Source organism: Anaerocolumna sp. MB42-C2, from assembly GCF_030913705.1.
Lineage (GTDB): Bacteria > Bacillota > Clostridia > Lachnospirales > Lachnospiraceae > Anaerocolumna.
This window is the reverse complement of record NZ_CP133190.1, coordinates 2,846,616-2,860,712: the sequence shown is the minus strand read 5'-3', so window position 1 is coordinate 2,860,712 and position 14,097 is coordinate 2,846,616. Positions and strand designations below refer to the sequence as shown.

The 14,097-nt window shown below is 37.8% G+C and carries 8 protein-coding genes; all 8 read left to right on the top strand.

Annotated elements, in window-relative coordinates; all coding sequences use genetic code 11:
• Positions 1–2: 2 nt before the first annotated feature.
• The 8 genes from RBU59_RS12485 (at position 3) to yfbR (ending at position 13,806) form a co-directional block, all read left to right on the top strand.
• Positions 3–1,820, top strand: coding sequence for a sensor histidine kinase (locus tag RBU59_RS12485; RefSeq protein ID WP_308148580.1), 1,818 nt, complete (start codon positions 3–5; stop codon positions 1,818–1,820).
• 284 nt (positions 1,821–2,104) lie between these two features.
• Positions 2,105–3,031 carry an ABC transporter permease gene (locus RBU59_RS12480; RefSeq protein ID WP_308148198.1) on the top strand — a complete coding sequence of 309 codons (927 nt, stop codon included), beginning with the start codon at positions 2,105–2,107 and terminating at the stop codon, positions 3,029–3,031.
• Positions 3,032–3,062: 31 nt separating this feature from the next.
• Positions 3,063–3,977, top strand: a complete 915-nt coding sequence (locus RBU59_RS12475) for a carbohydrate ABC transporter permease (protein ID WP_308148197.1) — start codon at positions 3,063–3,065, stop codon at positions 3,975–3,977.
• 45 nt (positions 3,978–4,022) lie between these two features.
• A complete protein-coding gene (locus tag RBU59_RS12470; protein WP_308148196.1) occupies positions 4,023–5,543 on the top strand; it encodes an ABC transporter substrate-binding protein in 1,521 nt (506 codons plus the stop codon).
• Between the two features lie 135 nt (positions 5,544–5,678).
• Positions 5,679–7,010: a glycoside hydrolase family 30 protein gene (locus tag RBU59_RS12465; protein ID WP_308148195.1), complete on the top strand. Its 1,332-nt coding sequence runs from the start codon at positions 5,679–5,681 to the stop codon at positions 7,008–7,010.
• A gap of 705 nt (positions 7,011–7,715) precedes the next feature.
• Positions 7,716–9,701: an excinuclease ABC subunit UvrB gene (gene uvrB / locus RBU59_RS12460; RefSeq protein WP_308148194.1), complete on the top strand. Its 1,986-nt coding sequence runs from the start codon at positions 7,716–7,718 to the stop codon at positions 9,699–9,701.
• Positions 9,702–9,769: 68 nt separating this feature from the next.
• Positions 9,770–12,631, top strand: coding sequence for an excinuclease ABC subunit UvrA (uvrA, locus tag RBU59_RS12455; RefSeq protein ID WP_308148193.1), 2,862 nt, complete (start codon positions 9,770–9,772; stop codon positions 12,629–12,631).
• Positions 12,632–13,221: 590 nt separating this feature from the next.
• On the top strand, positions 13,222–13,806 hold the full coding sequence (gene yfbR / locus RBU59_RS12450; protein ID WP_308148192.1) for a 5'-deoxynucleotidase: 585 nt from the start codon (positions 13,222–13,224) through the stop codon (positions 13,804–13,806).
• The last annotated feature ends 291 nt before the right edge of the window (positions 13,807–14,097 follow it).

Below are 14,097 nucleotides of genomic sequence, written 5' to 3'. Positions count from 1 at the left end.
AAATGTCAAAGAATCTAATCACTAAATGGTTTTCTCGCAGAAGTATACGCACCAAAATGACAATATCTTTCTCAATTCCACTGTTATTAATAGCGTTATGTCTATCTTTTATTAGTTATAATATAATCGCTAATCGTTTTGCCAGGCAGATATTGTATTCCGCAGACCGTTCCTATGAACAGACTATTTCTTATCTTCAAAATCATGTGCAAAATATGAATTATGTACTGCTTTTATTAGGAACGAACAAACAGATGCAGGAAGTATTGAGTGACAGCGTATTTGAGCAGACAGAGGAAGCCAAACAATACCGGGAATACTGGAAGTTAGATGAAATCATCGCATCCATTGATTTATCCAATGGGCTATATAATTGTGCATTGTATGTTCCAGATGCCATGCTGTATTCTAATAATAATTATCATTTTTTCCCACTATCAAAATTACCTGATAATATTGATTGGAAAAGATTTTCTCTGGATAAGGGAGGTGTTCTTTATTTTTCTGATATACAAACTGTGTTAGCGGGAAATTCAAAGAAACCTGAGAAACAGGTCGCCCTTCTGAAAATGATTTATGATACCGGAGACATACAGTGTGTGGCAAGGGTTGGAGTAGCAATCGAAGAACTTGAAAAAATATTGCGAAATTTTGATATTACCCAAAAAGGTTTCAGTTATCTGGTCAATAGCAGAGGTAAAATAATTGCATCATCCAGTCAGGAAGAGGAAGAATATATTCCGTTACTGGAAGAGGAGCATAAGGATATAAAGGAAACGCTTGGCTGGGAAGACGTACACTTTAAGGGAAATGGTAATTATCTTTTAAGAAGACAAACCATAAAAGAGGCCGGATGGACACTTGTCAGTATGATAGAAAAGGCAGACTTTTACCATGAAAGAAATGTTGTGTTGCAAGTATTTGTATTATTTGTTACATTAATTTTTCCTGCAATTGTCTATATTTCTTATAGTTTGGCCCGCTATTATTCGAAACGTCTTACAAAGTTGAGCAGTCAGATGATACAGGTTCAAAACGGTAATTGGAGTCTGATAGATGAAGTGGAAGAATCAGAGGATGAAATAGGAAGATTATTTGATCAATTTAAATATATGACTAAGGAATTGCGGATTTTAATGCTGAATCAATACCGGCTGGGTCAAAGTGTCAAGTCGGCAGAACTAAGGGCATTACAAGCACAGATTAATCCTCATTTCCTCTATAATACACTGGATTTGATTAATTGGGAAGCAAGGGATCATGGTGCTGAGGAAATTGTTACAATTGTTCAGAGTCTTTCAAAATTCTATCGGATCAGTTTAAATAAAGGCAGACAAATTGTAAAAATAGCTGATGAAATAGAGCATATTAAGGCATACGTTAAGATTGAAAATTATCATTTTGAAAATGCAATCTTTCTTAATATAGATGCCAACAGCGATATTCTGGAATTAGGCTGTATTAACATTATTCTGCAACCGCTTGTAGAGAATGCTATTATGCATGGGATAGCAAAAAGCAATACAATAAAGGAATGTCATATTAACATTGAAATCGTAAGAGAAGCGGAGGATATTGTATTTCATATATCAGATGACGGAAGAGGTATGACTGAGGAACAGCTGAGTCAGATTTTGCAGAAAAATACTACGAAAGCCGCACATGGTTATGGGGCACAAAACATCAATTTTCGAATTAAATTATATTATGGGGAGGCGTACGGTATTTCTTATAAAAGCAATCCGGGGGAAGGAACTTGTGTGACTGTCCGAATTCCGGCGCTGACTGTAGAAGAAGCGGAACAATACAATACGAAATAGCAGATAGGACAGCGGAGAGTAAAGAAACTTTCCGCTGATTTTTATTGCATCTAAAACACATAATTTCCGAATAGATAGCAGCATTTGCTACAACACTCATAGGATGGAGAGTTTTAAGAATCGCTTTGCACTGTAACAGGATGAGTAAATATAACATGAAATCGTACCAATAGCCTAGGAATGTCAGTAAAATCGTAGTATTGTCATATTACTTTTGTTAATTTCACCATGTATAATATCAATATGTTTTCGGTAACAAACGATATGACAAGGAGAGATAACCTATGATTAAGTATTTTAAAAACTTTGTACAGGAATTTAAAAAGAACAAGGCTTTATTTATGATGATAGCACCTATGGTAATTCTTGTTTTTATTTTACTATATTTACCCATGTCCGGACTGGTGCTCGCTTTTAAAAACTACAGATATAATCTTGGTATTTTTCGAAGCGATTGGAATGGAATAGAAAATTTTCGCTATTTATTTGCATCAGGAACAGGATGGCTTATAACTAAAAATACTATATTTTATAATTTGTTGAATTTGATTACATCTCAGACCCTTGCCATTCTTATAGCAATCTTTATTACGGAAATGAAAAGTAAATACTTTAAGAAAGTTACACAATCAGTTATTTTTCTTCCATATTTTATATCTTGGGTTATTGTCGGAACATTTGTATATAATTTATTTAATTATGAAACAGGTTTGATAAACAGTATATTAAAAGGTATGGGACAAAATACGATTAATGTTTATTCCAAACCTTATGTATGGCCGTTTATTATCTCTTTCTTTAATGCCTGGAAGTGGTGTGGGTATAACTCTGTTATTTATATTGCGGCAATTACCGGTATTGACGGAGAATGTTATGAAGCATCGGAAATAGATGGGGCCAATATCTTTCAGCGAATCCGTTATATTACACTTCCTAGTATAAAACCTACTATAATTACTATGTTATTATTGCAAATCGGAAGGATTCTCCGTGGTGACTTTGAGATGTTCTTTCAGATTGTGGGTAATAATGGGCAGTTGTATAATGCTACCGATGTAATAGACACTTATGTATTCCGCTCCCTGATGCAGAATTCTAATATGGGAATGACGGCGGCTGCAACATTCTATCAATCAATTCTATGTTTTGTTATTATTATGATAGTAAACCGGATTGTAAAAAAAGCAGATAAAGAATTGGCTTTGTTCTAAGTGGTTATAGAATTAAAAATGGAGGGAAACTATGAAAAGTAAGCAGTTGGCAAAGTCACAAAGGATTAAAAGAGGAACCGCAAGATTCAGTTTTGATATTTTAAGTTATTTAGTGGTTGGATTAATTGCCATCCTTTGTTTATTACCATTTATTATATTAATATCAGGCTCTTTTTCATCGGAGCATGCAATCCGTTTTACCGGATATGGATTGTTTCCAAAAGAATTTACTTTAGAAGCTTATAAGATTGTGTTTAAGACTCCAATTACTATTCTAAGGGCATATGGAGTGTCAATTTTTATAACAACAGCCGGTACGGCGGTCGGATTAATGGTGTTAACATTGAGTGCTTATGTCATCAGCAGAAAAGATTTTAAGTATAGAAATCAATTTTCATTTTTCTTTTATTTCACGACATTATTTAATGGAGGTATGGTAAGCACATATATTTTCTACATTCAATATTTGCATCTGAAAGATAATTTTCTTGCATTAATACTGCCGGGTATGTTAAATGTATTTTATCTTTTAATTATGAGGAGTTTTGTATCCGTAATACCAACTGCTTTAATTGAATCTGCTAAAATTGATGGAGCCGGTGAATTTAAAATCTTTTCAAGTATTATATTGCCTTTATTAAAATCCGGATTAGCAACCATCGGTTTATTTTTAGCGCTGGGTTACTGGAATGACTGGTATAATGCCATGCTTTATATTAATACCTCGGAAAAATATCCATTGCAGTACATGCTCTATGATTTGCTTCAACGGACCCAGGCGCTGACGCGTATATCCAGTCAGGCGGGAATATTGGTTGAAAATCTGCCGACGAATACACTGAAATTATCTATGGCAGTAGTAGCAACCGGTCCAATCATTCTTATCTATCCATTTGTCCAGAAATATTTTGTAAAAGGTATTACAATCGGTTCTGTAAAGGGATAGACCGATTTAATAATACATATAAAAAAAGGAGGATTTTTGATTCTTATGAGAAATTTGAAAAGGTTATTTTCTATGTTACTGGTTATGGTGATGTTATCCGTATCCCTGGCTGGATGCAGTAAAAATACCAAAAAGGAGGTAAAGGAAAGTAATAAGTCAGAAACAGGCGAATTAGACACTTCTAAGGAAGTGGAACTGGTAATGTATGTTGTTAGTGATGAACCGGCAGGACAAGCAGAAATTAATGAAAACTTTAATAAACTTCTGAAAGAAAAAATAAATGCAACTTTAAAAATTAATTGGATTGGCTGGGCAGAATATGCTACCAGATATCCGCTTTTATATTCTTCCGGTGAAGAATTTGATATTGCTTACTGCGCAACCTGGCTGAATTTTGCATCCCTGGCCAAAAAAGGTGCATTCATGAATCTGGATGATTTATGGGCGACCTATGCGCCGGATAACTTCGCAAAACAATCTGAAACGGCAAAGCAGCAGGCTACTATTGATGGCTCTTATTATTGCGTACCAACTCTTTATGCATCCTATTCTGATTATGGTCCGATCTATCGTACTGATATAACCGAAAACAGTGGATGGGATGGTGAGATGAAAACATTTGAAGATATAGAAGAATATTTAGATATTGTAGCTGCCGGCGGATCAGGAATTGAGCCGTTAGATATCTTTTCTTCAGGGTCAGAGGTGGATGATCTATGGATGTATAATAATGGACAGTATGCTATAAAAGGTTCAACAAATGATTTCCTTTTTATTGATCCGTCTGTTGAAAAACCAGAGCTTTATACTTATTATGAATATGACAAAACAAATGAATTCCTGGAAATTATGAAAAGATGGAATGAAAAGGGATTTTATAGTAAATCTGCTTTGGCAGATACGGATTCTGACAAGGTTAGAAATGGTAAGGCTGCTTTAAGAGTTAAGAGTGTGGATACATATGAGGGTTATGCGATTGAGCATCCGGAATATAAATTTAAATATTCTAACTTTACGGCAGATGTATCAAATATGGCTTTTACCCAGGATGCTATGGTTATCTCAAGCACATCTAAAAATCCTGAGAGGGCACTTGCACTCTGGAATCTTATTACAACGGACCAGGATATGTATGATGCATTTTATCACGGTATTTTAGGTGTATCCTATGAGTTAAACGAGAAAGGCCAATATACTACCTTAGATCCGAATAAATATTCAGCATCTGCCATGTGGGCAGCGCGTTCAACAGGCTTAACCCGCGAACGTGCCGGTACTCCGGAGGAGGTATCTGCTTACAAAAAAGAATGGAATGACCATATTCAGGATGGTGTGGGTTCACAAAAATATCGCTCCTTTGTTATTGACACTTCATCGATCGAGTCGGAATATGCCGCTTGTCAAAGTGTACATCAGCAGTATTGGTGGCCATTGGAATTAGGTTACACGGATATAGAAAAAGGACTTGCGGAGTATAAAACCAATATGGAAGCAGCCGGTATAGAGAAAGTACGTGAAGTAATTCAGGGACAGCTTGATGAATATCTGGCAGGATTATCACAATAAACAATAATATTATTAAAAGGTGTTGCCGTATTTTTATACAATGCGGCAGCCTTTTGCTGCAGATATAAATAGGAAATAGCAAAATAGCAGCATCCTGTAACAGGTTGAAAGATATAAGCAGAAATGGAGATAATAATGAATATTATACATATAGCCAGTTATGAAAATGCCTGTTGGATAGAAGAACAGGTAAAAAGTTTTGATGAGTCTGACGATATCCTAACTCTGACAGGGGAGAGAAGGCAGACAGTGCTTGGATTTGGCGGATGTTTTAATGAACTTGGCTGGGAAGCATTAGAACTCGCTGAGGAAAAACAAAAAGATGAATTTATTAAAGAACTGTTCTCAAAGGAGGAATGTGATTTCAATTATGGACGTATTCCAATTGGAGGGAATGATTTCAGTCTTGAATGGTACAGTTGTGACGAGGTGGAGGACGACTTTGAATTAGATCAATTTACAATAGAACGAGACAAGAAGTACACGATTCCTTTTATACGCAAGGGATTGGAATATCAGCCTGATTTTACCTTATTTGCTTCACCGTGGAGTCCGCCTATCTGGATGAAAACGAAAAAAGCATACAATTATGGCCGCATAAGAATGGAAGATAAGATACTAAAAGCCTATGCCCAATATTTTGTTAAGTTTGTTAAGGCATATCAGCTTGAGGGTATTGATATATCACAGGTTCATGTGCAGAATGAACCAATGGCTGATCAGAAGTTTCCCTCCTGTTTGTGGAGTGGTGAAAATATGCGGGATTTTATTAAGGATTATCTGGGTCCGGCTTTTAAACAATCCGGATTACCGACAGAAATCTGGCTGGGTACTATTAATGGACCTTTCGCGGATTTTATGATGCCTAATTCGGCTCCGATTAGTGAATTTTACGACCAGTTCGCCAATACTATATTATCTGATGAAAAAGCGAGAGGTTATCTTACCGGGGTGGGGCTGCAATGGGGAGGAAAGCATGTTATGCAGCAGATAACAGAAAGCTTTCCTGAGATGCGTTACATGCAGACAGAAAGTGAATGCGGCAATGGTGAAAATACCTGGGAACACATGGAATATATCTTCGGACAGATGTGGTTCTATTTCAGAAACGGAGCGGAACGTTATACATACTGGAATATGGCTTTAAAAGAAGGGGGAATATCTACCTGGGGCTGGAGGCAGAATTCACTTTGTACCGTAAACCCGCAAACTGGTCAATTAATCAAACACCCAGAATTTTATTTAATGAAGCATTTATCCCATTTTGTAAAAAAAGGAGCAAAAGTGCTTGCTACTAAGGGGCATTGGACAAGTAATACTATCGCTTTTGAGAATACGGATGGGTCTGTAATTCTTGTTGTTGGAAGTAACATGAACCGGGAAAGAGTCTTTTCCTTTCAACATGGTGAGCAAAGTTTTTCTGCCGTTATACCAGCTCATAGTATCCATACTTTCTGTATCAAATAAAGAATAAAAATTTTATGCCAGGTTATGAATTTATATAAATGCTTAAGGACTCTGCTTCAAATTACCTCTATCAGCTTGCTTTATTGATAAATGTTAAGATAATATCAGGTTAAATGAACAGGGGATAAAATAGAAGATAATTCGGTGCATATTAGAAAAGAAATGAATCAGGAAGAGCCTCCGGTCGGTTTGACAGGAGGCTCTTCCTGACTATGTATATAACTGGTATGATTAATCAGGCAGCAAGTTTCCCTGCTAAAAGCAGCAGTTCCGCGAACAAAACGAGGAAGCAGAGTTCCTACGCTGCAATTCTCCGGTTTTCCGTTACGATACACTCACAAAAAACACGATGCGTTTGTTGCCGGCGAGCGGTAACACAAGGCAACTGAACGATAGTTACAGTTCAGTCTATGGTACCGCGAGGTGTTTTTTGTGAGTGAAGCGAAGCGAAAGTCACAGAAAACCCGAGACATACCTGCGCGAAATTATGCAGAATGCATAATTTCTGTGCATCATTTGTTACAATTCAGCCATAGGCTGAACTGTAACAAACGATAGAACAAACATTCGAAAAATTATTGCTTTTAAAAAAAATATATGATATAATGACAAACGATTAGTTAATACTAAAATAGATAATGAATTTATATTCTAAAATAAATTTTATATAGATTGTCAGGCAAGAATTTAGAAAGGATGAAACAGATGAGTGATTTTAAGCTTGTTTCGGAATATGCACCCACCGGAGATCAGCCGGAGGCGATTTCACAGCTGGTAAAGGGATTTAAGGAGGGGAACCAGTTTGAGACCCTGCTTGGTGTTACAGGTTCCGGTAAAACATTTACCATGGCTAATGTAATACAGGCCTTAAATAAACCAACATTGATTATTGCCCATAACAAGACACTGGCAGCTCAGCTTTACGGAGAATTTAAAGAATTCTTTCCGGAGAATGCAGTGGAGTATTTCGTGAGTTATTATGATTATTATCAACCGGAAGCATATGTTCCTTCCACGGATACTTATATTGAGAAGGATTCGGCAATTAATGATGAGATAGATAAATTAAGACACTCAGCTACAGCAGCATTATCCGAACGAAGAGATGTTATTATCGTTGCCAGCGTATCCTGTATCTATGGTTTGGGCGATCCGATTGACTATCAGGAGATGGTAATTTCATTAAGACCGGGTATGGTAAAAGACCGGGATGAGATGTTAAGAAAACTGGTGGATCTCCAGTATACAAGAAACAATATGGACTTTAAACGTGGTACATTCCGGGTACATGGTGATGTAGTGGAGATATTTCCGGTGACATCTGACGACAGGGCAATCCGTGTGGAATTTTTCGGCGATGAAATAGACCGTATCGCAGAAATTGATGTTCTGACCGGAGAGATAAAGTGCACGCTGGAGCATATTGCTATATTCCCGGCCTCCCACTATGTTGTATCCAAGGAAAAATTAGAGGCTGCCATTAAAACTATAGAAGTTGAACTGGAAGAACGAATCCGTTATTTCAAAAGCGAGGATAAATTACTGGAGGCCCAGAGAATCGCTGAACGAACCAATTTTGACATAGAGATGTTAAGAGAAACCGGATTTTGTTCCGGAGTTGAGAACTATTCCAGACATTTATCCGGGTCGGAACCGGGAAGTACACCCCATACTTTAATGGATTATTTTCCGGATGACTACCTGATCATTGTAGACGAGTCACATATCACCATACCACAGGTCAGGGGTATGTACGCGGGAGACCAGGCAAGAAAAAGCACACTGGTGGATTTTGGTTTTCGTCTGCCGTCAGCCAAAGATAACCGTCCCTTGAATTTTCAGGAATTTGAAAATAAAATCAATCAGATGATGTTTGTATCCGCAACCCCATCGGTTTATGAAAATGATCATGAACTGCTTCGTACGGAACAGATCATTAGGCCTACCGGACTTTTGGATCCGGAAGTGTCCGTAAGGCCGGTTAACGGGCAGATTGATGATCTAATCGGAGAAGTGAACAAGGAAGTTGCAGGTAAGAATAAGATTCTGGTGACGACTTTAACAAAACGAATGGCGGAGGACCTGACCGCGTACATGAGAGAAGTCGGTATCCGTGTAAAATATCTGCATTCAGATATTGATACCTTAGAACGTTCGGAGATCATTCGGGATATGAGAATGGATGTGTTTGATGTTCTTGTGGGTATTAACTTATTAAGAGAGGGTCTGGATATCCCTGAAATTACATTGGTTGCCATACTGGATGCAGATAAGGAAGGCTTCTTGCGTTCGGAAACCTCATTGATTCAGACAATCGGCCGTGCAGCCAGAAACTCACAGGGCCGTGTAATCATGTATGCGGACCGTATTACGGATTCCATGAATAAGGCAATTTCGGAGACGAACCGAAGAAGGACAATCCAAAACCAATATAATGAAGAACATGGTATCACGCCTACAACCATTCAGAAAAAAGTCCGTGAGTTAATCAGCATTTCCAAGAAAGCGGATAAGGATTACTACAAGATGGATAAAGATCCGGAATCCATGAGCAAAAATGAACTTGAGGCAGTGGTTAAGAAGATTACGAAAGATATGCATACGGCAGCAGCAGAGTTAAACTTCGAATTAGCGGCAGAATTAAGAGACAGATTGCTTGAACTGAAAAAACAGCTGAATGATATGGAATAACAACAGCTTAAGAATACATGGATGAGGTGGCAGCAGCCCCATGGAGAATGAAAGGTACAGGTGTTAACATGGCTGATAAAAAGCATTATATTAAAATAAGGGGAGCAAAGGAACATAATCTTAAGAATATCAGTGTTAATATTCCCAGAGATGAATTTGTTGTATTAACCGGTTTAAGCGGCTCCGGTAAATCCTCTTTGGCATTTGATACAATTTATGCAGAAGGACAGAGAAGGTATATGGAATCTTTATCTTCTTATGCAAGACAATTTTTAGGACAGATGGAAAAACCTAATGTAGAAAGCATAGAGGGATTATCTCCGGCTATATCCATCGATCAGAAATCAACAAACCGAAATCCACGATCAACCGTAGGTACGGTTACCGAAATATATGATTATTTTCGTTTATTATATGCAAGAGTTGGTATTCCTCACTGCCCTAAATGCGGTAAGGAGATAAAAAAGCAGACTGTTGACCAGATGGTGGATGAGATTAAACGTCTGGAGGACGGCAGCAGGATTCAAATCTTAGCTCCGGTGGTCAGGGGAAGAAAAGGTGAACATGTCAAATTATTTGAACAGGCGAAGAAAAGCGGTTATGTTCGAGTGATGGTTGACGGACATCTTTATGAACTATCCGAAGAAATAAAGTTAGAGAAAAATATCAAACACAATATTGAGATTATTATTGACCGACTTATTGTCAGAGAGGGGATTGAGAAGAGACTTTCCGATTCTATTGAAAGTGCTCTAAAACTTTCCGAGGGGTTATTGATTGTAGATGTTCAGGACAAGGCGTCGCTTAATTTCAGCCAGAATTTTGCCTGCCCCGACTGCGGTATCAGTATTGATGAGATTGAGCCCAGGAGTTTTTCTTTTAATAATCCGTTTGGCGCCTGTACAGAATGTCATGGGTTAGGTTTTAAGATGGAATTTGATGAAGATTTGATCATTCCCGATCAATCCTTAAGTCTTGCGGAGGGAGCGATTGCGGTTTTAGGATGGCAGTCGGCAGTGGATAAATCGAGTTATACCCGATGTACCCTGGAAGCTTTAGCCAAAGAATATAAATTCAATCTAAATACACCATATAAGGAGCTGCCTGAGAAAATTAAGCATATTATTATGCATGGAACAGATGGCAGAGAGGTAAAAGTCCATTACAGAGGTCAACGTGGTGAAGGGGTATATGATGTTGCTTTTGAGGGATTAATACGTAATGTGGAACGGCGTTACCGTGAAACGGCCTCAGAATCTACGAGACAGGAATATGAAACTTTTATGCGGACAACTCCATGTAAAGAATGCGGCGGACGGCGTTTAAAGAAAGAGTCCCTTGCAGTTACCATAGGAGGTAAAAACATCTCTGAGGTTACAGACTATTCCATCCGGGATTTATATGCTTTTATGAATAACCTGGAGCTGACACCGACCCAGATGAAGATCGGTGAATTGGTTTTAAAAGAAATTAAAGCAAGAGTCGGATTTTTAATGGACGTAGGTCTGGATTATCTGTCCTTAGCCAGAGCGACGGCTTCTCTATCCGGCGGTGAGGCACAGAGAATTCGTCTGGCAACCCAGATCGGATCAGGACTGGTCGGAGTAGCGTATATCTTAGACGAACCAAGTATCGGTCTGCATCAGCGGGATAATGACAAACTGCTAAAAACCTTAAAGAACTTAAAAGACTTGGGTAACACACTAATCGTAGTCGAACATGATGAGGATACCATGTTTGCAGCGGATTATATTATAGATATCGGACCCGGAGCCGGAGAACACGGCGGCGAAGTAATTGCAGCCGGTACCGCAGAAGAAATCATGCAAGTGGAAGAATCCATTACCGGTGCTTATCTAAGCGGAAGAATCAAGATACCGATTCCGGAAGAAAGAAGACAGCCAACCGGTTATTTAACGATAAAAGGTGCGAAAGAAAATAACCTTAAGAATGTTACCGTAGACATCCCCCTTGGGGTTATGACCTGTATCACCGGTGTTTCCGGATCCGGTAAAAGTTCCTTGGTAACAGAGATCTTATATAAGAGATTAGCCAGGGACCTTAACAGAGCACGTTGTATTCCCGGTAAACATGAGGATATGATCGGCATTGATAAACTGGATAAGGTTATTAATATTGATCAGTCACCAATCGGCAGAACACCAAGATCCAATCCGGCCACCTATACCGGAGTATTTGATCAGATCAGAGATTTATTCTCCGCCACACCGGATGCCAAAATGAAAGGGTACACCAAAGGACGTTTCAGTTTTAACGTAAAAGGCGGAAGATGTGAAGCCTGCAGCGGTGACGGTATCATTAAAATTGAGATGAATTTCTTACCGGATGTTTATGTCCCCTGCGAAGTATGCGGCGGTAAGAGATATAACCGTGAGACTTTGGATGTACGTTATAAGGGCAAGAACATCTATGATGTTCTGGATATGACGGTGGAAGAGGCAATGAAGTTTTTTGAGAATATGCCATCCATTAAAAGAAAGATCGAAACTCTTTATGACGTAGGATTATCCTATATCCGCCTTGGACAACCCTCCACCACCTTATCCGGCGGTGAAGCCCAGAGAATCAAGCTGGCTGCGGAGTTAAGTAAACGCAGTACCGGTAAGACAATTTATATCCTGGATGAACCTACTACCGGACTTCATTTTGCAGATGTCCACAAATTAATCGAGATATTAAGAAGACTGTCTGAGGGCGGTAACTCCGTTGTGGTTATCGAACATAACCTGGATGTGATTAAGACAGCGGATTATATCATAGATATGGGACCGGAAGGCGGAGATAAGGGCGGTACCGTAATCGCAAAGGGTACTCCGGAAGAGATTGCGGAGAATAAAGATTCCTATACCGGCGTTTATATCAAGAGACAGCTGGAGGATTATGAGAAAGAGAAGTTAAAAGTGATTTAATGAGAGGGACTGAGTAAAAGAAAGTAATATTCTAAAGATAATAGAATGTTACCAAAGTTTAAAACAGTAAGGGCATGTTGAAACTTAGCTTATTTTATTCTTATCAGTGATAAATCGATTTGATAAGAACAAAATAAATATCTATCGTTTGAAACATGGCACCAAGAAAGACTTTCTAGCTGAAGCCAAGAGTCACTTTTTATAAATTGAATAAACAGAAGATAAGTTGCTGTATATATCACCTGTAAAGTATTTTGTATTAAAAAGTTCAAATAGTATAAGATTTATATACTATTAATACAATTAATTCAAAACTTTATAGGTGATTTTTTGAAAACCGTAAAGGGTGTTCTCTGGTAAGCAGGACTTATCCCTATAAATTAAATCCGCCGGTTCAGTATACGTACATTTTGACATAAAATATTCATAAAAATAAATATGGAATGCAAACTTGTTACAATAGAGAGTTATATAATTAAAATTATGATTCGGTGTCAAAAGGTCTCTAAACCTGAAATGCTAAATTGACCTTTTTACAATAAAATCATAGATACATGTTCCATAATGAAAAGCAGGAAAGGAAGAAAAACATGGAAAGTCATTTTTTTGCTATGATGTCCAGAATGAAATACATAGAACGTTGGGCTCTGATGCGGAATTCCCAGTCGGAGAATATATCGGAGCATTCTCTCGAGGTCAGTATGTTAGCTCATGCTTTAGCCGTAATAAGTAATAAGCGCCTGAATCATAATCTGAATGCAGAAAAAGCTGCCTTAATCGGCTTATATCATGATTCCACTGAGATTATTACAGGTGATATGCCAACTCCTGTGAAATATTATAATAAAGACATACAGGGTGCATTTAAAGAGATCGAAAAGATTGCGGCAACACGCTTATTAAATATGCTGCCGGAGGATATAAAAGGATCTTATGAATCCATCTTTTTTCCGGCGGAGGGGGAAGAGTATCTATGGAGGTTGGTTAAGGCTGCAGATAAGTTATCAGCCTTAATCAAATGTATACAGGAAGAAAATGCTGGAAATACGGAATTTACCAGTGCGAAAAAAAGCTTGACCGATGCCATTAAACGAATGGAATTAAGGGAAGCTGACATCTTTATGGAGGAATTTCTGCCATCTTATTATAAGACACTGGATGAATTAAATAAATAAACAAATTATTGGGGTTTTTGTAAAACCATAATTCTAATGACCATGTTTTTTGTATATGTGATTATTTTACAGGTAAAAAAAATCTAAAGGTTTTACAAAATCCCTAATCGGTGAAATAGTATATGTAGTAATGTGAACGGGCATACAAACGAAACTCGTGTTGTATAATTCTTACGGTTATATAAATTGTTTTTTCATAATAATAAATTGTTTATGATAAGTTATTTTTGATAAGTTTTATCTAGTAGATTACCTCTAGCAGGTGATCTTTTAGTAGATAAACTATGACAG

Bases quoted from the DNA above. Each gene is read 5' to 3' on its own strand.
- RBU59_RS12485 (WP_308148580.1), top strand. From the start codon at position 3: ATGTCAAAGAATCTAATCACTAAATGGTTTTCTCGCAGAAGTATACGC.
- RBU59_RS12480 (WP_308148198.1), top strand. From the start codon at position 2,105: ATGATTAAGTATTTTAAAAACTTTGTACAGGAATTTAAAAAGAACAAG.
- RBU59_RS12475 (WP_308148197.1), top strand. From the start codon at position 3,063: ATGAAAAGTAAGCAGTTGGCAAAGTCACAAAGGATTAAAAGAGGAACC.
- RBU59_RS12470 (WP_308148196.1), top strand. From the start codon at position 4,023: ATGAGAAATTTGAAAAGGTTATTTTCTATGTTACTGGTTATGGTGATG.
- RBU59_RS12465 (WP_308148195.1), top strand. From the start codon at position 5,679: ATGAATATTATACATATAGCCAGTTATGAAAATGCCTGTTGGATAGAA.
- uvrB (WP_308148194.1), top strand. From the start codon at position 7,716: ATGAGTGATTTTAAGCTTGTTTCGGAATATGCACCCACCGGAGATCAG.
- uvrA (WP_308148193.1), top strand. From the start codon at position 9,770: ATGGCTGATAAAAAGCATTATATTAAAATAAGGGGAGCAAAGGAACAT.
- yfbR (WP_308148192.1), top strand. From the start codon at position 13,222: ATGGAAAGTCATTTTTTTGCTATGATGTCCAGAATGAAATACATAGAA.